This is a genomic window from Rathayibacter sp. VKM Ac-2928 (assembly GCF_022815545.1).
Lineage (GTDB): Bacteria > Actinomycetota > Actinomycetes > Actinomycetales > Microbacteriaceae > Rathayibacter > Rathayibacter festucae.
In genome coordinates this window covers 20,697-40,604 of record NZ_JALGRU010000002.1, presented here as the reverse complement: position 1 = coordinate 40,604, position 19,908 = coordinate 20,697, and the positions used below count along the sequence as shown (strand labels likewise).

Genomic DNA, 19,908 nt, shown 5'->3' with positions numbered 1-19,908 from the left:
CCGCGGCATCCCACCACGGCGTTGCTCGATCCTATTGAGGAGCGCCGACACCGGCGATTCGATTCTTCGTCAGGAGCGCGTCGTCGTCAGGTGGCGGCCGATGTAGCCGATGTAGATCTTCCCCGTGCGGTCCGTGTCGTCGAAGTAGTGCATCCGCGGAGCGAACGAATCATTGGTCGACACTTTGAAGTGCGCGGACATCATCACAAGCCCCGACGACTGGACCGATGTGGGAACAGGCAGCATCCGCTCTCCGGCCCAGGCGCTGTTGCCGAGGACGGATTCGCTCTCCGTCGCCGCGTGGCGCGACGGGGTGCATTTGAATCCGGAGGGAGCATCGTCCGACGTGAGATAGGTGTGCACCGTTCCTCGTTCCCACCCGGCGGCCTTGGCCTCCGCATAGTCGTGGAGCACATGGATGAAGTCCCACACCTTCGCGGAGTACTGCCCCAGACCGTCCCTCTTGTCGACGTCCTCGGCGTCCGACATCCGTCCGTGGAATTCGACGCGGTTCGCGATGAAGCCGCGGGCGGAGTCGTCGGAGTCGCGCAGACACTCGATCAACTCGGACATCGAGCCGGGCGGTTCCCAGGCGGAATCCCTGGGGACGACGAGCCGGTCGAACGCCTTCAAGGCGGCCAGCTGCTCCCGGTAGTACCGCGCCTCCCGCTCCGCGCGCCGGAGCGTTTCGCTCTCCACCGCCAGATCGAGGAAGACCGCGTCGATCCGCTGGTTCAGCTCGGTGTTCGCCGCGGTGAGCGCCGACTGCTCCCGCCCCTGCCGATCCAGCTCCTCCTCGGCGACGGCGACCTCGGAGGCCCTCGTCTCGATGAATCGGTCGAGACGATCGAGGGTCTCCTCATCGGCGCTGTCGACGCGGACCCATCGGGACAACAGACGACGGACGCGGGAAAGGAAGGATGTGGACGGGATCTTCGCGGCCGGCTCGTCGCGATCCTCCGAGAAGGTGAGGAGGGTCTCGAGCGAGGACCCGGCCTCGACGGAGGAGCGGGCTGAGACGGGCGTCGGCGCCTCGGAGACCGGCTCGGGAGAGTCCTGCTCGGTGGCGGCGGGGAGGGAGATCCGGGCGTCCACGAGAGCGCGGCGGTGGACGCGGCTCTCCGCCTGCCCCAGCTCGTCGAGCGCTTGCCGGACGTCGGCAGGCAGTCCGAGGGCGAGGAACTGCCTCTTCATCGCCGCCGCGTGGGCGATCTGCAGGTGCTCGGAGACACGCCCGTTGGAGATCGCCCGCGCGAACGTCGCAGGCCCGAGCACGCGATGCCTCAGCGCGTCCTGGCGGGACAAGAGATCGACTCCCGGGAGGAACGTGCGGACCCGTCCACGGGGCACCTGATGGCTGTCGGTCAGGCGCTGCTCGAACTGCTCGACGATGTCGGCGCCGATCACGTACGTGGTCGCGACGCCGACGCTCCTGCGGGTCAGGCTGGTCACGATCCGCATGAAGGCGACGTCGGACGCCGCGTCCACAGACGTCGCCACGATGACGGAGCACGTCCGTGTGGGGTCGGTGATCCCGGCGAGGACGGCGTCGATTCCCTTTCGATCGTCGACCAGAACCGGGTCGGCGCTCAGGAGGGTGCGGCCCTCGACGACCCTCGAGTCGCGGAGGAGGGTCCTCACGATGTTCGGCGGAGCGACGACCTCGACAGGATCGGCGGAGCCCCCGTCGCTCACGCCCGCTTCGACGACCAGCGACTGGGTGAAGCCCTCGGCCTCCGGGGTGGAGATGGCGAGCACCGAGACGTCGAAGGTCCTCCCCGAGTTCGACTCCGAGAACCGGTAGCTGCGGAGCCAGCGACTGTTCGCCCGATCGTCCCGGTGGCTGGCGCGCAGGCGGCCGCTGCCGCCCAGATCGAATTCGCCCTCGCCGTCCCATTCGGCCGTCGTGAGGCTTCCGCGATTGCGACCGGTTCTGAGCTTCGACCGCAGCCAGTCGCGCAGTGCTCGTTCAGCCACCTCGATGGCATCCGCAGAGTCGTCGAGCCGAAAGACGGCTCGGTATCCGATGACCATATTGATTCCCCCTGATTGATTGTCACCGTACGGGATGAGCCGCCCTGCACGAGAAGGAGATCTCCTCGGCAACGGAGACTGTCGGCGGATACCTGTAGCGTCGGGATTCCCGACACCCCGAGTCGCCCGCGGCGACCACTGAACGATCTATGAGAGCTCGCATGTCTTCATCGCACGAAGTGACCCCTGGTACCGAAGAGAACTCCGCGGACGAGCCCTCGATGACGTTGGTCGAAGTGGAGCCCGGTGTGGCAGTGCTCTTCGCCGACAAAGCCCCCACTGATCTCGACTTCTTCCCTTTCGAGATGATGAGCGAGCCGAAGAGGCAGGAGCTCGTCGACAAGCTCGGCATCGGGGTCGGAGCGGCGAACACCATTGCGCAGGGCGTTCAAGGAGCGATGTCAGCGCAGGGTCTGGTGCGTCTGGCGCCCGAGACGCTGGCGGCGTTGAAGTCAGCGCAGCCCATGGTCTCGGGTGGCTGGAACCTCGGATCGATCGTCAGCAACGGGAAGATCGTCTCCTCGGTGCGCTGGGCGCCGGCCGTCGGAGCGCAGAGTGCCACCGTGCTCTCCTCTCTCGGACCCGCCGCTGCTCTGCTGGCCCTTCAGCTGCAGCTGGCGTCGATCTCCCGTCGGGTCGACGAGAACATCGCGCTGACCCGCGACGTCCTGATGGCGTTGCACGGCGATCAGTGGGCCACGCTCCTCGGGCTGCACGAGACGACGATGCGCGCGGCTCGGGAGGCGCAGATGGCGGGCATCGTCAACGACCACATCTTCGCCGCCGTCGCGACGCGGGAAGCCGACCTGCGGAAGCAGCGTCACCTCTTCTCGAGCTTCGTGCAGCGCCACGTCGCCGCCCTCGACACCGATGCGAAGACCCGCCGCACCTACCTCCAGCGGAACATCGAGCCGATCCTCGCCGACGCTCACGGGCTGCTGATGGCAGAGGGCTCCTGGTACCGCTCGCAGGTCCTGCGCGCCGGTCGGATCAGCCACGACACCGCGAACTCGGTCGAGAACGAGCGGCTCCTCGCCGGCCTGGTCGAGGAGACGGAGCGGGAGCACACGAAGGCGATGGACGACATCGCGCAGCTCCTCGGCGACCTCGAGCGCCAATGCCGCCTGCTCGTCGAACTGCCGGGTGAGCCGAGCATCCCGTTCACCGCGAAGCGCCGGAGCATCCGCGAGGCCGTCGCGATGTCGGGCGCCCTGGCGGAGCGCGTCGCCGAGATCCGGAATCGTCCGTGGTCGAAGCCCGCTGCGCTCGAGCCCGCCGTCGTCGCGTTCAACGGCGACGCTCCTGCGGAGGTCCTGCGCATCCTGAGCCTGGTGCTGCCGGAGGGCAGCGAGCTGCTGGCCCTCGCGGACGTCAACCTCGAGCGCCTCGTCGGAGCGAACGCCTACCTCGGAATCACTCGCGATCGCGTGTTCGTGTCAGAGCAGGGCGCGCTGCGCAAGCAGGGGGTCGTCGAGCGCGACTTCCCGCTCGACGACATCCGGTACGTGCGTCTCACGGAGCGGGCCGGCCAGAGCCCGGTGCTCGACGTCATCACGAAGGCCGAGAACATCAGGCTCACCTTCGATGGGTGGGCGTCGAAGCAGGACGGATTGGAGCGCGCTCGTCGGCTCGGGAATCTGCTTGCTGCGGCGATGGACCTTCCGGACGGGGAGCGGCGGACGGATCCGCTGCTGGAGCACAGCTCGGGCGGGAAGCACGCGATCGCGGGCTGACCGAGGTCGCCATTGACGCGCATCTGCGTGGGGTGCGTCCGTTCTAGAAACAAACGATCCGTGCAATCGCACGGTCGCCGGCAGCGTCTTCCGCAAACGCACTCGAGAGGTCCCCTCCATGGACAAGTACACCGTCGCCCAGCACTCGGTGGGCAACGTGCTCAACTGGGTAGAGACCGGCAAGATCGCGATCCCCGAGATCCAGCGGCCGTTCGTCTGGTCGAGCACGAAGGTGCGCGACCTCATCGACTCGCTCTACCAGGGCTACCCGGTCGGCTATCTGATCACGTGGCAGAACACTGCTGTGCGATTGAAGGACGGCTCGCTGTCCGGCTCGAAGCAGATCCTGATCGACGGCCAGCAGCGGGTGACGGCTCTGACGACGGCGCTCGCCGGCGGGTCGATCGTGACGAAGGACTACAAGAAGACGCGGATGCAGATCGCGTTCAACCCGCTGACGGAGAGCTTCGAGACCTACACCCCCGTCCTCCGGAACAACCCGGAGTGGCTGCCCGACATCGCCGCGGTGATGAAGCCCGAGAACCTCTTCGGACTCGTGCGCGAGTACCTCGAGAAGAACCCCGACGCCGACCGGTCGATCGTGGAGACGAACTTCTCGAAGCTGATGAATGTGCGGACCCGCCAGGTCGGCATCATCGATCTCGCGGAGAACCTCGACATCGAGACCGTCACCGAGATCTTCGTGCGGATCAACTCGAGCGGAGCGCGGCTCACCCCCGCCGACTTCGCGATGAGCAAGATCGCCTCCTACGGCGAGTACGGAGCGCAGCTGCGCAAGTTTATCGACTACTTCTCGCACCTCGCGGTCGCGCCGCACTTCCACGAGATCATCCGGGAGAACGACCCGTCCTTCGCCGAGACCGACTACTTCTCGAAGATCAGCTGGCTAAAGGACGACGCCAGCGACCTCTACGACCCGACCTATCAGGACGTGCTGCGCGTCGCGGGCCTCATCGAGTTCGATCGCGGCCGGATGGTCGCGATGGTGAGCTACCTCTCGGGGCGCGACTTCGAGACGAAGAAGTTCGACGACGCGATCGCCCAGGAGTCGTTCGAGCGGCTCGAGCGCGCGCTTTACCGCATCACCAACCGGTACCGGTTCACCCAGTTCCTGATGACGCTCAGTTCGGCCGGATTCATCTCGCCGTCGCTGATCACCTCGCGTAACGCCGTGAACTTCGCTTACGCGCTGTTCCTGAGGCTCTCGGACGAGGGCGACCTGTCGACGCCGGAGATCCAGCGGATCGTGCGGCGCTGGTTCGTGATGTCTATGCTGCTCGGCCGCCACTCCGGCAGCTTCGAGACGACCTGGGAGCTCGACCTGCGGCGCCTCCGCGAGATGGGTGCTCAGGCGTACCTCGAGTCGATCGAGCGCAGCGCTCTTTCGGAGGCGTACTGGACGGAAGGCCTTCCTCTGGACCTGGTCACCTCCAGCAGCCGGAGCCCCTACTTCGTCGTCTACCTCGCGGCGATGGTGAAGCGCGGGGCGCGCGGCTTCCTCTCGAACCACGTCGGCGCCTCCGACATGCTCGGCGACTCGGGCATGGGCGACATCCACCACCTATTCCCGAAGGCGTACCTGCAGGCGAGCGGCGTCAACGACCGCTCCGACCACAACCAGATCGCCAACTACGTCCTCGCCGAGACGCCGGTCAACATCCGGATCGGCAAGCTCGCGCCCGCCGAGTACGGAGCGCGGGTGCGCGCACAGATCGAGGCCGGGACCCCGGACATCGGCGACATCACGACCGAGGAGGAGATGCTCGCCAACTTCCGCTCATCGGGCGTGCCCGAGAGCCTCCTCGGCGCCGTCGCGGCCGACTACCCGGCGTTCCTCATCGAGCGCCGCAAGCAGATGGCAGCCCTGCTGCGGGACTACTACTTCTCCCTCTGACAAGGTGATCGACTCGGGAGCTGGGCACATGGAAAAGCAAGCAGGTCGGGCCGTCGAGCGTACTCACTTCGATGCGAATCTGATCAGACGAGCTAGTGCGAGAGAATTCGGCGGACAAATCGACTGGTATTGGGCCGTGCCGGACATGGTCAGATCGCTCGCCGCGCCAGGAAGCGTGTTGCGCGTCCCCGCCTTACCGTGCTTCGGTGATGAGCACAGCCAGTCACTCGGATATTGGGGAGCTCTACATTACCTCGTGATGTATCGCCTCGGTTGGGCGCACCCGCATCGTGGATTTCAATGGTGGTACGACAACGGGAAGCCGACGGAAGATTCGACGCTCGCCCTCATTAAGGATGTTTGGGACGAGGATGGGGCTTTGGATGTCTACGTCGCTTGGCTCGTAAACCGCCAGCCTGTTCTCGGGCTCTTGGACGCTGAGAGTGGATCCGCGGCGACATCTAATGGCGAGAACCTCTCGGCCAGATGGTCGGAGTGGCTTGCGCTACGGAAACGCGAGGGCGACAACTTCGAGAACTTCGGCCCGGACGGAGATGGACTCCATCTGACACGTTCGCTAGTCGAAAGGGGAAACGGTGATCCGAGCGCAGTCATCATGCAATCGGACCCCTCTCAACGACGGGCGGTTCTGGTCTCGTCAGCGATGGACTCCTGGTATCACGATTTGATCCGCGTGGGTAATCGCCTCCCGGTCAAGGGTGTCGCTTCATGGAAAGTCGATGTCTTCGTCAAGCCGGTCGGATATCTGGGTACCTTCCGTAGATCGTTATCGACCGACCTCTGGTTCACTGGTCGTCATCGCATTCACCAGTTGGGCAACTGATTGAAAGAGCAGGTTGTGGTGCATCGAGTCTTGCGAGGTGCAGTGAGCTGCCTCGTTGCTAGGAGCCGCCCTGCGACCTCGCCTGCGCTTCCACCGAGGCGACGGCTCGCGAGCATCAAAAGGCGACTGACTCGCCCAAGAAGGCTCGTTCTCCGGGTGGGGAACGAGCCTTCTCGGGCGAGTGAGCGGCCGGGTGGGCGGCTAGCGGCAGGCCGTCAGGCTCGCCACTCCGTCCGAGAGGGTGCCGGTTCCGCCGAGCAGCACGACGCTGGTGGCGCCGAGGCTCTTGATGTCGTCGAGGACGGGCTGGGGGACGCAGTCGGGCTTCACCGTGTAGAGCGGGTTGCGGGTGAAGCCGGCGGCGGCCGCTCCGGAGAGGGCGTCGGGGAACTTCTCGCCGGTGGCGAGGTAGACCGTCGACGCGGCCGTGAAGGCGGCGCGGTTCAGCTGCACCGAGGTGTCGTAGCGGTCGACGCCGCCGATGCGGATCGGCGTGATGCGGAACGAGTTCTCGATGCCGGTGCTGACCGAGAGCGGGTCGCCCGCGATGGTCAGCTTCTTGACGCCGAGGCCCTGCACCAGGGAGCGGGTGGTGTCGTCGACGGCGCTGAGTCCGCCGTTCACCAGGAGGACGGGCGCCCGGACCGAGCCGGCCGCGGCGGCCGCGGCGAGGGCGTCGGGGAACTTCTCACCGGTGGCGAGCCACGCCTGCGAGGAGCCCTTCGGGAACGCGGCTTCGACGAGCTTCGCCGCGGTGTCGTAGCGGTCGACGCCGCCGATGCGCTGGACCTCGCCGGTCTTCGCGTAGGCGGCGAGCTCGGTCACGAGGCGGTCGCTGACGCTCAGGTTCGAGCCGACGACGACGATCTTGCTCGGCTTGAGGCGGCGCAGCTCGTCGCGGACCGGCTGCGACATCGAGTCCTGGTCGACCAGCAGCAGCGGGCCGTTCTGCTTCGCGGCGGCGGGTGCCGCGGCGAGGGCGTCGGGGAAGTTGCCGCCGGTGGCGATGAAGACGACCGGCACGTTCGCCTTGAACGTCGCGGCCGAGACCTTCGCGGCGGTGTCCTGACGGTCGACGCCGGCGATGCGGGTGACGACCACGGGGCCACCGGGCGTGGGAGTCGCGGTCGGCGTGGCGGTCGGAGTCGCCGTGGGCGTGGCGGTGGGGGTCGCGGTCGGCGTGGCGGTCGGAGTCGCCGTCGGAGTGGCCGTGGGCGTCGCGGTCGGCGTGGCCGTCGGGGTGCCGGTGGCGGTCGGGGTCGGCGTGGGCGTCGACCCGTCGTCGCAGGACGCGGCGGTGACGTCGTAGCTGTACTGCACGTTGGCCGAGCTGCCGGCCCAGACCACGAGGCGGTCGCCCGTCTTGACGGGCACCGGGGCGAAGGCGAAGGGTCCGCCGGTGGCCGGGACGGTCGTCTGGGTGGCGGTCGTGCCGTTGACGGCCAGTCCGAGGTTCGTGGCCCCCGTGCCGGCGACCGGGCCGCCGGTGTCGCCGGCGACGACGGCGCTGACGGGAGCGCCGTCGGTGCAGGTGACGTCCGTCGAGGCGGTCGGGGCGGCGGCGGCGCTGAGGGCGGGCGTGAGGCCGACGGTGCCGGCGATCACCGCGGCGGCGATCAGGGCGACCCGTGAGCGGCGCGGGGCCCTCACAGTGCCACCACCGCGGCGGTCGGCGTGCAGGAGAGGTGGAGCGATGACGACATCGTGTCGCCTTTCTCGAGAGGGCGGATCGGGCCGCTCCGGTCCCTCGTCGCGATCCCTCCTCCCTCGCGGCCGCGGCGTCGCGGGCGGGGTGTCGGGGTCGACAGGGGAACGGATCGGTGCTCGAAAGCTAGCGAGACGGCCACCGCCTCGGCAATGGGCACCGGCAGAGGGTCCCCCTGTTGGGGGGCGTCAGGCCCTCACCCGATCCGCCCCCGGCCCGTCACCCCTGCCCGACCGCGAAGCGCCGCACCACGGGCCGCTCCACCACGCTCACCAGCGCGTACAGCGCGACGGCCACCGCGACCACGACCACCGTCTCCGACCACAGCGCGCTGAAGCGCGAGGCCGCGTAGTCGCGGACGAGCATGCTGCCGAGACCCTCGCCGGTCGCGAGCCACTCCGCCAGCGTCGCACCGGCGAAGGCGCCCGGGACGGCGATGCGGGCCGAGGCGAAGATCGCGGGCAGGGCGTAGAGCAGGCGGACCTTGCGGGTCACCATCGCGGTCGAGCCGCCCATCGAGACGACGAGGTCGCAGGCGAGGACCGGCGCGGCGCGCAGGGCGGCCGCGACGCTCACCAGCGTCGGGAAGAAGGTCACCAGCGAGACGATCACCGTCACGCCGAGCAGCCCGCGCCCGAAGACGAGGGCGAGCAGCGGGGTCATCGCGACCAGCGGGATCGACCGCATCACCACGGCGGCCGGCAGCACCGTGCGCTCGACCCAGCGCGACAGCACGATCCCCACCGCGACGAGGCAGGCCAGGGCGGTGCCGATGACGTAGCCGACCCCGGCGTCGCGGAGCGTGATCGCCAGGCCGTCGAGGATGAGCCCCCGATTCTCAGCGGCGTCGGGATCCGCGAAGAGATGGGTCAGCACGTCCAGCGGCGTCTTCGCGAAGTACGGCGACAGGCCGAACGCCAGGATCGCGCCCCACCAGACCGCGACGACCACCGCGATCGAGCCGAGCAGGCCGAGCAGCGCCGTCACGGCACTCCGCCCGCCGCGCAGCCCCGAGGCGGTCGCGATGCTCTGGCCGACCGCGGTCGAGACGTCGCGCGAGACCCACGGAGTGGCGGCGCGGCCGATCAGTCCCGCCGCGAAGTAGACGAGCCCGGCCAGCGCCGACATCGTCAGCGCGACCGCCCAGGTCCGCGGCACCTGGAACGACGACTGCGCCTGCACCAGCATCACGCCGAGGCCGCGGGAGGCGCCGAGGTACTCGCCGAGGATGGTGCCGAGGATCGCGGCGGGCGCGGCGATCTGCAGGCCGGCGAAGAGGCCGGGGAGCATCGCCGTCAGCCGCGCCTTCCGCAGCACCACGCGGTCCGAGCCGCCCATCGAGCGGACGAGGTCGACCGTCGCGCCGTTCACCGAGCGCAGGCCCAGCAGGCAGGACACGAGCGTGGTGAACAGCACCGACAGCCCGGCCAGGATCTGCTTGGGCATGTCGCCCGGGAAGACCACGACCAGGATCGGCGTGATCGCCACCAGCGGCACGCAGAAGCTCATCACGGCGATCCGGAGCAGCACCCGCTCGGTCCAGGGGACCTGGACGAACAGGATCGCGGCGAGCACGGCGACCGCGTTGCCGACGACGTAGCCGATGCCCGTGTTCGCGAGGGTCGCGCCGACGTTCATCGGCAGCACCGACAGGTCGTCGACGAACGCGCCCACCACGGCCCACGGCGTCGGGACGACGCGCAGGGGCGCGGCGACGAGCGCGACGAGCCACCACAGCGCGATCAGCCCGAGGATCGGGACCACGCGGCCGACGGCGCCGCGCGGCCGACGGCGGATCAGCACGGCGCTGGTGCGGGTGCTCGGCTGCTCCGGCGGGGCGAGCGCCGTCACCGCGGCACTCCCGCCGCGATCGTCTCGCCGAACAGGCCGCGGGAGAGCCGGTCGCAGTAGGCGTGGAACTCCGGTGTCTGCTGCAGCTCCGCGGTGCGCGGGCGCGGCAGATCGATGTCGACGATCTCGACGATCCGGCCCGGCCGCGCCGCCATCAGCACGACACGGTCGGCCAGGAACACGGCCTCGCTGATGCTGTGGGTGACGAGCAGCGTCGTGGTCGCGCGCTCGGTCCAGATCCGCTGCAGCTCGAGGTTCAGCCGGTGCCGGGTGACCTCGTCGAGGGCGCCGAACGGCTCGTCGAGCAGCAGCGCGTCCGGCTCCATGGCCAGCGCGCGGGCGAGGGACACCCGCTGGCGCATGCCGCCCGAGAGCTGCGCGGGCTTGGCCTTCTCGAAGCCGGTCAGGCCGACCAGCTCGATCAGCGCGGCGATCGCGGCGCGGTCGGTGCGCCGCCCCGACACCTCGTAGGCGAGCGCGATGTTGGACGCGGCGCTGCGCCAGGGCAGCAGCGCCGAGTCCTGGAACGCCACTCCGACGCGGTGGTCGATCCGGGCGCGCTCCGGGTCGGCGCCGTGCAGCTGCGCGACGCCCCCGCTCACGCCCTCGAGACCGGCGAAGATCCGCAGGAGCGTCGACTTGCCGCAGCCCGAGGGCCCCAGGAGGGCGGTGAACTCGCCCTCCCGGGTCTCCAGGTCGACGCCGTCGAGCGCGCGCACCGTGCCGCGGCCGACGTCGAACTCCTTGACGACGCCCGCGGCGGAGAGGCCGAGGGTCACGCCTTCCACTCCCCGGCGGCGCGGAGGCGGAGGATCTCGTCCTTCAGCGCGCTGTCGCGGCCCGCGACCTCGTTGACCAGTTCCGAGCCGCCGCCGTCGCCCCAGAAGTCGTCGACCGAGCGGCCGGCGAGCTGGCCGCGCCGGGTGTGCACGTCGAGCGCGTACTCCGGGATCTCGAACGGCTTCTCGGACGCGTTGATGAGGTGCATGGTCAGGTTCGCGAGCTCGTCCGAGGTGCGGTCCTTGGTGCGCTCGGAGAGGAAGCGGATCGCGTGGGTCGCGAACAGCCAGCGGTCGCCGAACGAGCGGTCGAGGCGCTGGTGCATCAGGTAGAGGCTGTTGACGACGACGGGCTCGGAGTAGCTGCCGTCGCCGACGTCCTCGCAGGAGACGACGTTGAGGCGGGCCCACATCATCTCCTCGAGGTCGGCGCTGGACTCGAACATCTCGCGGCCGACGAGCAGCGCGAGCTGGGTGTCGCCGCGGCGGATCGACTTCTGCAGGGTCGAGATGAGCTCGTCGGCGGGGTAGCCGCGGACGGAGGTGACGCGGGTCCAGGGGTCTTCGGAGAAGTGCACGGGCATGGAAGGTCTCGCTTTCAGGAGGAGCGTGTCGGTGGAGAAGGGTGGGCGCGGCGTCAGCCGGCGTGGATCTCGTCGAGGATCGAGGTGTCGAAGAGCGAGTCGAGGTCGCCCTCGACGCCCTGGCCCTCGAGGGTCGCGATGTTCGCGGCGATGCCCTCGGGGCTCATCGTGAGGAGGCCGTTCTGCTCGGTCTCGGCGGTCTGCACGAGCGGGACGAACGCCTCCGCAGCGAGCTTCTGCTGCTCGAGGTCGAGGTTCTGGCTCTTGCCGGGTCCGTCGACGACGTAGGCGGCCGCGTCGTCGGGATCGGCGAGCGCGGTGGTCCAGCCGGCGATGGTGCCCTCGACGACGGCCTTCACGGCGGCGCGCTGCGTCTCGTCGGCGAGCGCCTCCTCCGTGGTGAAGAGCACGTTGCCCCACGCCTCGTAGCCGTAGTCGCTCAGCGGGAAGGCGACGGTGTCGATGCCCTGCAGCTCGAGGGTGACCGGCTGGTTGTTGAGGAAGGAGACGAACGCGTCGCAGTCGCCCGCGACGAGCGGCGACGGGTCGAAGTCGGCCGTCACGTACTCGACGTCCGACGGCTCGATGTCGTTGGCGGCGAGGATGCCGTCCATGATCGAGACGCCCGAGGTCTGGATGCACAGGCGCGAGCCGACGAGGTCGTCGAGCGTGTTCACCGGCGACGAGGCGAGCGACATGATGCTCATCGGGTTGACCTGGAGGGTCGCGCCGACGATCACGAGCGGGGCGCCCTCGTTGCGGGCGCGGGCGACGACGTCGGCGGAGGAGAGGCCGACGAGCGCCTTGCCGCTGGCGACGAGCGGCTCGACGGTCGTGCTCGGGCCGCCGGGCGTGATCGTGATGTCGACGCCGGCGTCGGCGTAGTCGCCGTCGCGCTCGCCGATGAACGGGCCCATGTTCTCGACGTTGGCGATCCAGCCCAGCTGGAGGGTGGCGGCCTGAGTGCCGCCGCCCTCGGACGCGGAGCTGTCGGAGCCGGCGCAGCCGGCGAGGAGGCCGACGGTGCAGGCGCCGGCGAGGAGGGCGAGGGCGGCGCGGGGAGCGCGGCGGAGCAGGGGTGCGGGCATGACGACCTTCACGGGGAGGGGAGCGCGGAGCGCTCGAGAGGAGGTGCGGGCGCGCTGGAGGCGTCCGCGACGGACCGCGGCAGGGCGCGGTCGGGAGCGCGCCCGACGGAGCCGTCGGTGCGCGGAGGAGGGGTGGTGCCGGCTCAGCCCGCGGCGGGCGCGCGCGAGTTCGAGAGCCGCCAGGTGCCCAGACGCCAGGCACCGCTGAGGCGGTGCAGGGGCGTGGACTCGGGCACGGCGGGACTCCTCGGGCGGGGCGGGGCAGCGGCGGGACGGCGGCGGGACGGCCGCGGGTGACGGATCAGGGGGACCGTCTCCGAAGGACCCTATGCGGCCCCTGCGCGCCCCGACGAACCGACGACGGAAGGTTTACGCGCCCGAAACCTGGCGAAACGAGTCGGTGATCCGCCGCCGCATAGTGTCGACGGGCACGGGAAAAACGACAGGCGGGGCTCCTCGTCATCGCGACATTCCCGATCCTGCTGTCGCGATCACGGAAGAGGCACCGCCATGACCACCCCCGCCACGCCCACCCCCGCCACGCCCACCCCCGCCACGCCCACTGTCGGCGTCTACCTCGCCGGCTTCGAGGTCTTCGCACCCGACGGGCCGGCCCTCGCCGAGCGGATGCGCGCCACCTGCCGCCGCTACGGGCTCGAGCCGATCTCGCCGCTGGACAAGGGCGCCGACGCCGATCAGGCCGACGCCGACCAGGGGCCCGCGCTCGAGGGCGAGGCGCTCGCGGATCTGATCTACGCGAACAACATCGCGATGATCGAGCGCGCCGACGCGATCCTCGCCAACCTCAACCACTTCCGCGGGCCGGACCCCGACGCGGGCACCTGCTTCGAGGTCGGCTACGCGGTCGCGCGCGGCAAGGCCAGCTACGTCTACGCCTCCGACGGGGCGACCGCGGTCGAGCGCACCCGCGACTTCTTCGGACCGGTCACCCCCGACGGCGCGGGCGGCTTCACCGACGCGGACGGCTTCACGGTCGAGAACTTCGGCGCGCCGTTCAACCTGATGCTGTCCTCGTCGAGCACCGTCGTCCTCGGCGACTTCGAGGCGTGCGTCGCGCGGCTCGCGGCGGACGCGGCGGCGGGGCACCTGCTGAAGCGGGCAGCGGTCGTGAGCACCGGGGCGTGAGCGTCGGGAGCATCGCCGAGCTGCGCGCCGCGCTCGCCGTCGGGGCCGTGTCGGCCGTCGAGGTCGCCGCCGATCGGCTCGCCGCGGTCGCCGCGCAGTCGGGCACGGTCGTGGCGTGGGACGAGGAGGCGGTCCTCCGCGCCGCCGCCGCGGTCGACGAGCGCCGCCGGCGGGGGGAGCCGCTCGGGCCGCTCGCGGGCGTCCCGCTCACGGTGAAGGACTCGTTCGACGTCGCCGGGCTCGACGGCAGCGTCGGCACCGCCGAGAGCGTGCACCGCTCCGTCGCGGACGCCCCGGCGGTCGCCGCGCTGCGGGCCGCCGACGCCGTGATCCTCGGCAAGACGGCGGTGCCGCCGTTCCTCGACTCGTTCGACACCGCGAGCGCGCTGCACGGCCGGGCGGTCAATCCGTGGGGCGCGCAGCTGACGGCGGGCGGCTCCTCCGGAGGGTCCGCCGCCGCGGTCGCGTCCGGCCTGTCCTGGGGCGACCTCGGCAGCGACCTGACCGGGTCGATCCGCGTGCCGGCCGCCTGGAACGGCGTCTGCGGGCACCGGCCGAGCAGCGGAGTGATCTCCAAGCGCGGGCACCTGCCCTGGCCGGTCGGCACCCGGCTCGAGCCCTCCGCGTCCGCCGCCGGGCCGATCGCCCGGAGCGCCGACGACACCGCGGCGCTCTTCGCGGTGCTCGCCGGGTCGGTCTCTTCCGGACCGTGGCGGCTCGCGCTGCCCGAGCCGCGGTTCTCCCGGCTGAGCGAGCTGACCGTGGGGCTGTGGCTCGCGGAGGAGAGCGCACCGGTCGACGACGAGACGACGGCGGCGCTCGCCGGTCTCGCCGAGCGACTGCGCGCCGCCGGCGCGACGGTGGTCGATCTCGGGCCGTCCGTGCTCGGCACCGCGGAGGCCGAGGCGCTGTTCGACCGGCTGGTCCTGCACGAGATCAGCTACCCCGGCGGCCCGGGCGCCCCGGTGGCGCAGGTCTGGGCCGACTGGGACGAGCAGCTGCGGCTGCGCGCGGAGTGGGAGCGGGCCATCGCCGGGGCGGACGTCGTGCTCGCGCCGGTGGTGCCGTTCGCGGCGCCCGCGTTCCCGGTCGCCGAGGCCGACCGCCGAGCGATCGGCCGCTGGAGCTGCCTGGCGAACCTCGCCATGGGCCCGTCGACGGTGCTCCCGATCGGTCTCGGCGCGACGTCCGGCCTGCCGCTGGCCGCGCAGCTGATCGGCGCGCACGGCGACGACCTCGCAACCCTCGGCGCGGCCCGCCTGCTGGCGGCCGAGGGCCTGGTGCCGCCGACGCTGCGGGCGCCCGAGACGGCCTGACCCGGCGTCCTCCGCTCGAGACAAAGAGAAAACCCGGCCCCAGAGGGGCCGGGTGGTATTCGAAAAGCATAGCCGAACGCCGCCTGCGGGCGGCGACGTGGCGCCGGATTGTCACCAACCGTCTGGTCGGGAGAGCCTGTCGATCCGCTCGGGAAGCTGCGAACTCCGAATGTCGTGGTCGGTCAGCTCGTACCACCAGTGACCGCCCGCACCCTCGCCGGGTTCTCCCGCGAGCGCGCCGGCGCGGTAGGCGGGAGTGGGGTTGACCACCCCGACCGGCACTCGACGACGCGCTTCGCGGATGGGGAACTCGAGATCGCTGTCGTTGCTGATGACGACGGCGGCGTCGACCGAGCGTTCCAGCACATCGATCAGGAGGTGCGAGGCGACGTTCACGTCGGATCCCTTCTCCTCCCGTCGGGCGATCGAGGCCATGAAGGTGGCTCCTGGGGCGTCGGCTCCGTCCCGGTCCCTGATCATCAGCGGCCAGGAGGGGGTGCTGAGGACCGGTCGCCCGCGTCGGTCCGGCGTCGCGAGTGGAGCGGTCGCTACCCGCGAGACGTAGCTCCCGAGAGCGAGGACGTCGATGGATCCATGCCGCTGCAGTGCACGGAGGTAGGTGTCCTGATCGCGTTGCCCCTGCGGATGAGAGGCCCCGCTGACGCGTGCGGTGCAGAAGACGATGCGCGTGCTCGATACCGCACCCCATCCTGCGCCGGGACCGGTGAGGAGGCCCGCGGCGAGTGCGCGCAGGTCGAGCCAGCGCCACCCCGGTGTGCCGCGGCCGCAGATCCGGCGCGCTCCGTAGTAGAGGTTGAACCCATCGATGTAGACGCCCACTCGCATGGACGGACGATAGACGCGTCGATGTCCGACCGGAGGCCGGTGGCGCCTGATCCGCGCCGCGCCTCACCCGCGCCGCTTCACCATCCGCCAGTTCACCAGCTCCACGCCCGCGCGCACCGGGTGCTGCTCGGTGACCGCGACGAAGCCGTGGTGCTCGAAGAAGGGGCGCGCGGTGATGCTCACGTCCGCCGACAGCTCCGGCGCGTCCCGTGCCTGCGACTCCGCCTCGGCGAGCAGGCGGGTCGCGACGCCGCGGCGGAGGAAGCGCGGGGCGACGAACATCATGTCGATCCAGCCGTCGGCGCTGACGTCCGAGAAGCCGGCGAGCTCGCCGTCGACGGTGGCGACGAAGGCGTTCCGCGCCAGCATCGCGGCGTGCCACGTCGGGACATCGCGCTCGCCGGCCCAGGCGCCGATCTGCTCGGGGGAGTAGTCGGCGGCGGCCGTCTCGGTGACGGCGGCGAGGAAGACGGCCAGGGTACCGGCGGCGTCGGACTCGGCGTAGGGGCGGATCGCGATCGGAGGCACCTCGACACCCTCCGCGCGAGATGCCACTTGTGAGCCCGACACGCCGAGGAATCGCGTCACAAGTGGCATCTCGCGGGGGGCGCGGGGGTCAGCGTCCCAGCACCCGTGCGTACACGCGGAGGTAGTCGTCGACCATCCGCTCGACGGCGAAGCGGCGGACGGCCGTCTCGCGGACCCGCGCGCGGTCGAGCCGGCGGGCGCGCGGCACCGCGGCGACCGCCTCCGCCGCCGAGTCGACGACGAAGCCGCTCACGCCCTCGTCGACGATCTCGGGCATCGATCCGCGCCGGTACGCGATCACGGGGGTGCCGCAGGCCATCGCCTCGACCACCGACAGGCCGAACGGCTCGTCGAAGCCGATCGAGTGCAGCAGCGCGACCGCCGAGCCGAGCAGCGCCGCGCGCTCGGCCGGCCCGACCGAGCCGGCGTAGACCACGCGGTCGCCGTCGACGTGCGGCTCGACCTCCTCGCGCCAGTAGCGCTCGTCCTGCACGATGCCCGCGATCACGAGGCGCAGGCCCGCGCCGGCGGCGATGCGCACCGCCTCTGCCGTGCCCTTGTCGGGGTGGATGCGGCCGAGGACCACCAGGTCGTCGGAGCCGGGCTGCGCTGAGTACGGCAGCTCCGACAGGTCGATCCCGTGGTGCACCGTGGCGACGTAGTCCAGCTCGGGCGAGCGGTCGCTCTCCGAGATCGAGACCAGGTTCGCGGTCAGCGGGTGCCGCAGCGCCTCGCGGTACGCGGGCAGGATGCCCGGGCCGGAGAAGCCGTGCACCGTCGTCACCAGCGGCACCGGCCACTGCGCGGCGAGCGCGAGCGGCAGCCAGTCGAGGTGGTTGTGCACGAGGTCGAACTCCCGCGAGCGGGCGAGCGCGTGCGCGATGTGCAGCGACTCCTGGACCCGCCCGTCGGCACCGGACTCGGCGTAGCCCTCCGGCACGACGCTCGAGAGCCGGCCCGCGGTGGCGGAGTCGCCGGTCGCGAACAGCGTCACGTCCACCCCGCGGCGCACCAGGCCCTCGGTGAGCAGGCTCGCCACCCGCTCCCACGGCCCGTAGTGCCGCGGCGGCGTGCGCCAGGCGACGGGCGCGAGCATCCCGACGCGCAGAGTGCCCGGGACGGGCGTCACGCCGCGGCCGCCTGCGCGGGCTCCGCGCGGCGGACGACGAGCGAGGTGTGCAGGGCGGCGATGGTCGACTCCGCGCCCCGGTTCTCGTTGCGGCCGGTCGGCGTCAGGCCGTCGTAGCCGGCGCCGGTGACCGGGTCGATCATCACGGTCCCGGAGTCGTTGACCCCGCGGAACCAGGCCCAGCACGCGGCCAGGCCGTCGCGCCAGAGCGGGTCCTCCTCGATCGTCAGCGCGCGGGCGCAGGCGGCCGCGAGCGCCGCGACCTCGATCGGCTGCTGGTCGAAGAGCGCGCCGGTCTCGCCGGGGCCGCGGCCGGCGACTCCGCAGACCGAGAGGCCGTTCTCGCCGGACTCGAGCGCGAGCAGGAACGCCAGCTGGTGGAAGCCGCGGGTGAGCAGCACGGGATCGCCGAGCGCCGCGCCGGCCGCGAGCAGCGCCTCCGGGAGGCAGCCGTTCGCGTAGCGCAGCCGCGGCTCGGGCCAGGGCCAGTCGGCCTCGGCCGCGTGGTGCAGCAGCGCCGAGCCGTCCGCGACGAGCTGCGCGGCGGCCGCGTTATCGGGATGCGCCTCGAGCACCTCGACGGCGCCGAGCACGGCGGAGGTCATCGCGCGCAGGTGCGGCGAGCGCCGTGCCGCGAGGCGCAGGAACAGCCGCATCCCGCGGTGCCGGCTGAGCGGCAGCTCCGCCCGCGCCGCGACGACGCCCGCGGCCCAGACGGCGCGGCCCCACCAGTCGCCGAGCGACGACTCCTCCGGGGAGTCGCCCTCGGCCGAGACGCGGTTGCGCACCGTGCCGTCCGCGGCAGTCGCGCGCTCGAGGAAGCGCAGGTACTGCTCGGTCAGCCGCCGCGTCACCTCGGACTGCTCCGGCTCCTGCGCCACCACGATCAGCGCGCGCGCCACGTCGTCGACGCAGTAGCCGTGCTCGCGCCGCGGCACGTCGAGCAGCGCGTGCTCGAAGAGCCCGCCCGCGTCGGTGAGCGCGTCGAGGTGGGAGTAGGGGAGTGCGGTCGAGAGGACCGGCGCCGTGCCGTCCGCTCGGGAGGTCACGCCGCGCGCTCCACCCGGAGGCGCTCGACCAGGTCCAGGTAGCGGCCGGCCGCGGCGGGCCAGGACAGCGCCTCCGAGGACAGGCCAGTGGCGGGCAGCTCCGTGGCGGACGGCCCCGTGGCGTCGGACGCGGCCCCCGCGACCCCGGCGAGCACCTCCCGCAGCGCGTCGGCCATCGCGGCCGGGTCCTCGTGCGCGACGGTGCGGCCGCGCGGCGCGGTCAGCAGCTCGAGCGCGTGCGGGAACGCGGTCGCGACGACGGGGCGCCCCGCGGCGAGCGCCTCCACCAGCACGCCGGAGGTGACCTGGTTGCGGGAGTCGTAGGGGAGCAGCACCGCGTCGGCCTCCGCGACCGCGGCGGCGAGCTGGGCCGGGTCGAGGTAGCGGCCGTCGAGGACGACCCGGTCGCCGAGACCGAGCTCGGCGACGAGCGCGGCGAGCGACTCGCGGTACGCCTCCCCGTGCGAGGCCACGACCTTCGGGTGCGTCTGCCCGAACACCGTGTAGCGGGCGTCGACGCCGGCGTCGCGGAGGAGCGCCGTGGCGCGGATCCCCCACTCGATGCCCTTGCCGGGGCCGATCAGGCCCCAGGTGATGATCTGCGGGGCGCCGGAGTCGGCGCGCGGCGCGCTGCGCTCGGCGCCGCCCGTCCAGACCGGCACGCCGTGGGCGATGACGCCGACCTTGCGGGTGTCGACGGAGTAGCGGCGCTCGAGGATCTCGGCGGCGACGGCCGTCATCACCACGACCGCGTCGGCGAGGGCGGCGACCCGCTCCAGCACCGAGCGCTGCGAGTCGCTGGGCGTCTCGAGGACGGTGTGCAGCACGACGATCGCCGGGACCGTGAGCTGCTCCATCAGCGCGAGGACCTCGTCGCCGTCCGGGCCGCCGTAGATGCCGTACTCGTGCTGGATCACGGCGACGTCGCTGCGGCTGAGCTCCGCCGCGGCGTGCGCGATGCTCGCCGGGTCGCCCGCGACGAGCTCGGCGACGACACTCCGGCCGACGGCCGAGCCGGGCACGGCGAGCTCGTCCATCACCCGGACGGTGCGGATCGTCGCGCCGTGCTCCGCGGCCAGCGCGTCGCCGAGCGACTGGGCGAAGGTGGCGAGGCCGCAGCGGGTCGGCGGGAAGGTCGAGAGCATCCCGACGACGGCGCCGCCGCCGTGCGCGAAGGGGAGGTGCTGCGTGGGGGTGAGGGGGTGCGCCATGCTGACTCCAGCCGCGGTCGTGCGGCCTCGGGGGAGCGACCGCGAACGGGCGAGGCGACTGCCGGCCGGCACCCCTCGCGGGATCGCGGCAACCGGATCCGGTCCATCGCCGGCGGACCGGTCCTGAGTGACGTCACCCTAGAGGGGGTG

General features: G+C 71.4%; 16 protein-coding genes. 5 read left to right on the top strand and 11 right to left on the bottom strand.

Features of this window, described 5'->3' with window-relative positions:
• Positions 1–69: 69 nt before the first annotated feature.
• Positions 70–1,977 (bottom strand): hypothetical protein, encoded by a 1,908-nt coding sequence (locus tag MT350_RS07775; protein WP_243615663.1) that lies wholly within the window; start codon positions 1,975–1,977, stop codon positions 70–72.
• 278 nt (positions 1,978–2,255) lie between these two features.
• On the opposite strand from MT350_RS07775, the gene MT350_RS07770 reads away from it, so the two are divergent.
• The 3 genes from MT350_RS07770 to MT350_RS07760 all read left to right on the top strand — a co-directional run bounded on the left by MT350_RS07770 (position 2,256) and on the right by MT350_RS07760 (position 6,526).
• Positions 2,256–3,767 carry a hypothetical protein gene (locus MT350_RS07770; protein WP_243615662.1) on the top strand — a complete coding sequence of 504 codons (1,512 nt, stop codon included), beginning with the start codon at positions 2,256–2,258 and terminating at the stop codon, positions 3,765–3,767.
• Between the two features lie 118 nt (positions 3,768–3,885).
• Positions 3,886–5,682, top strand: a complete 1,797-nt coding sequence (locus MT350_RS07765; protein ID WP_243599681.1) for a DUF262 domain-containing protein — start codon at positions 3,886–3,888, stop codon at positions 5,680–5,682.
• A 28-nt stretch (positions 5,683–5,710) separates the two neighbouring features.
• Positions 5,711–6,526 carry a hypothetical protein gene (locus MT350_RS07760; RefSeq protein ID WP_243615661.1) on the top strand — a complete coding sequence of 272 codons (816 nt, stop codon included), beginning with the start codon at positions 5,711–5,713 and terminating at the stop codon, positions 6,524–6,526.
• A gap of 201 nt (positions 6,527–6,727) precedes the next feature.
• Here MT350_RS07760 and MT350_RS07755 read toward each other — a convergent pair whose 3' ends face one another.
• The 5 genes from MT350_RS07755 to MT350_RS07735 form a co-directional block, all read right to left on the bottom strand.
• Positions 6,728–8,176: a cell wall-binding repeat-containing protein gene (locus tag MT350_RS07755; RefSeq protein WP_243599683.1), complete on the bottom strand. Its 1,449-nt coding sequence runs from the start codon at positions 8,174–8,176 to the stop codon at positions 6,728–6,730.
• Between the two features lie 274 nt (positions 8,177–8,450).
• Positions 8,451–10,082 (bottom strand): ABC transporter permease, encoded by a 1,632-nt coding sequence (locus MT350_RS07750; protein WP_243615660.1) that lies wholly within the window; start codon positions 10,080–10,082, stop codon positions 8,451–8,453.
• The gene (locus tag MT350_RS07745) at positions 10,079–10,861 is read right to left on the bottom strand and encodes an ABC transporter ATP-binding protein (protein ID WP_243581452.1); all 783 of its coding nucleotides are present in this window, start codon (positions 10,859–10,861) and stop codon (positions 10,079–10,081) included. The genes MT350_RS07750 and MT350_RS07745 overlap by 4 nt, the downstream gene beginning before the upstream one ends.
• Positions 10,858–11,445 carry an AAA family ATPase gene (locus tag MT350_RS07740; RefSeq protein ID WP_123444462.1) on the bottom strand — a complete coding sequence of 196 codons (588 nt, stop codon included), beginning with the start codon at positions 11,443–11,445 and terminating at the stop codon, positions 10,858–10,860. The genes MT350_RS07745 and MT350_RS07740 overlap by 4 nt, the downstream gene beginning before the upstream one ends.
• 53 nt (positions 11,446–11,498) lie before the next feature.
• A complete protein-coding gene (locus MT350_RS07735; RefSeq protein ID WP_243615659.1) occupies positions 11,499–12,533 on the bottom strand; it encodes an ABC transporter substrate-binding protein in 1,035 nt (344 codons plus the stop codon).
• Between the two features lie 510 nt (positions 12,534–13,043).
• Here MT350_RS07735 and MT350_RS07730 point away from each other — a divergent pair.
• A complete protein-coding gene (locus MT350_RS07730; protein WP_243615658.1) occupies positions 13,044–13,679 on the top strand; it encodes a nucleoside 2-deoxyribosyltransferase in 636 nt (211 codons plus the stop codon).
• Positions 13,676–14,995, top strand: a complete 1,320-nt coding sequence (locus MT350_RS07725) for an amidase (protein ID WP_243615657.1) — start codon at positions 13,676–13,678, stop codon at positions 14,993–14,995. The genes MT350_RS07730 and MT350_RS07725 overlap by 4 nt, the downstream gene beginning before the upstream one ends.
• Positions 14,996–15,106: 111 nt before the next feature.
• On the opposite strand, the gene MT350_RS07720 is transcribed toward MT350_RS07725, so the two are convergent.
• From MT350_RS07720 to MT350_RS07700, 5 genes are all read right to left on the bottom strand, one after another.
• On the bottom strand, positions 15,107–15,841 hold the full coding sequence (locus MT350_RS07720) for an NYN domain-containing protein (protein WP_243615656.1): 735 nt from the start codon (positions 15,839–15,841) through the stop codon (positions 15,107–15,109).
• A gap of 63 nt (positions 15,842–15,904) precedes the next feature.
• Positions 15,905–16,369 carry a GNAT family N-acetyltransferase gene (locus MT350_RS07715; RefSeq protein WP_243615655.1) on the bottom strand — a complete coding sequence of 155 codons (465 nt, stop codon included), beginning with the start codon at positions 16,367–16,369 and terminating at the stop codon, positions 15,905–15,907.
• An 88-nt stretch (positions 16,370–16,457) separates the two neighbouring features.
• Entirely contained in the window at positions 16,458–17,498 is a 1,041-nt protein-coding gene (locus MT350_RS07710) for a glycosyltransferase family 4 protein (protein WP_243599690.1), read from the bottom strand.
• Positions 17,495–18,547: a glycosyltransferase gene (locus MT350_RS07705; protein ID WP_243599691.1), complete on the bottom strand. Its 1,053-nt coding sequence runs from the start codon at positions 18,545–18,547 to the stop codon at positions 17,495–17,497. Before MT350_RS07705 ends, MT350_RS07710 begins: the two co-directional genes overlap by 4 nt.
• Entirely contained in the window at positions 18,544–19,758 is a 1,215-nt protein-coding gene (locus MT350_RS07700) for a glycosyltransferase (RefSeq protein ID WP_243615654.1), read from the bottom strand. The genes MT350_RS07705 and MT350_RS07700 overlap by 4 nt, the downstream gene beginning before the upstream one ends.
• Positions 19,759–19,908: the final 150 nt, after the last annotated feature.

Coding starts and splice junctions, on each gene's coding strand:
- MT350_RS07770 (WP_243615662.1), top strand. CDS start 2,256: ATGACGTTGGTCGAAGTGGAGCCCGGTGTGGCAGTGCTCTTCGCCGAC.
- MT350_RS07765 (WP_243599681.1), top strand. CDS start 3,886: ATGGACAAGTACACCGTCGCCCAGCACTCGGTGGGCAACGTGCTCAAC.
- MT350_RS07760 (WP_243615661.1), top strand. CDS start 5,711: ATGGAAAAGCAAGCAGGTCGGGCCGTCGAGCGTACTCACTTCGATGCG.
- MT350_RS07740 (WP_123444462.1), bottom strand. CDS start 11,445: ATGCCCGTGCACTTCTCCGAAGACCCCTGGACCCGCGTCACCTCCGTC.
- MT350_RS07735 (WP_243615659.1), bottom strand. CDS start 12,533: ATGCCCGCACCCCTGCTCCGCCGCGCTCCCCGCGCCGCCCTCGCCCTC.
- MT350_RS07730 (WP_243615658.1), top strand. CDS start 13,044: ATGACCACCCCCGCCACGCCCACCCCCGCCACGCCCACCCCCGCCACG.
- MT350_RS07720 (WP_243615656.1), bottom strand. CDS start 15,841: ATGCGAGTGGGCGTCTACATCGATGGGTTCAACCTCTACTACGGAGCG.
- MT350_RS07700 (WP_243615654.1), bottom strand. CDS start 19,758: ATGGCGCACCCCCTCACCCCCACGCAGCACCTCCCCTTCGCGCACGGC.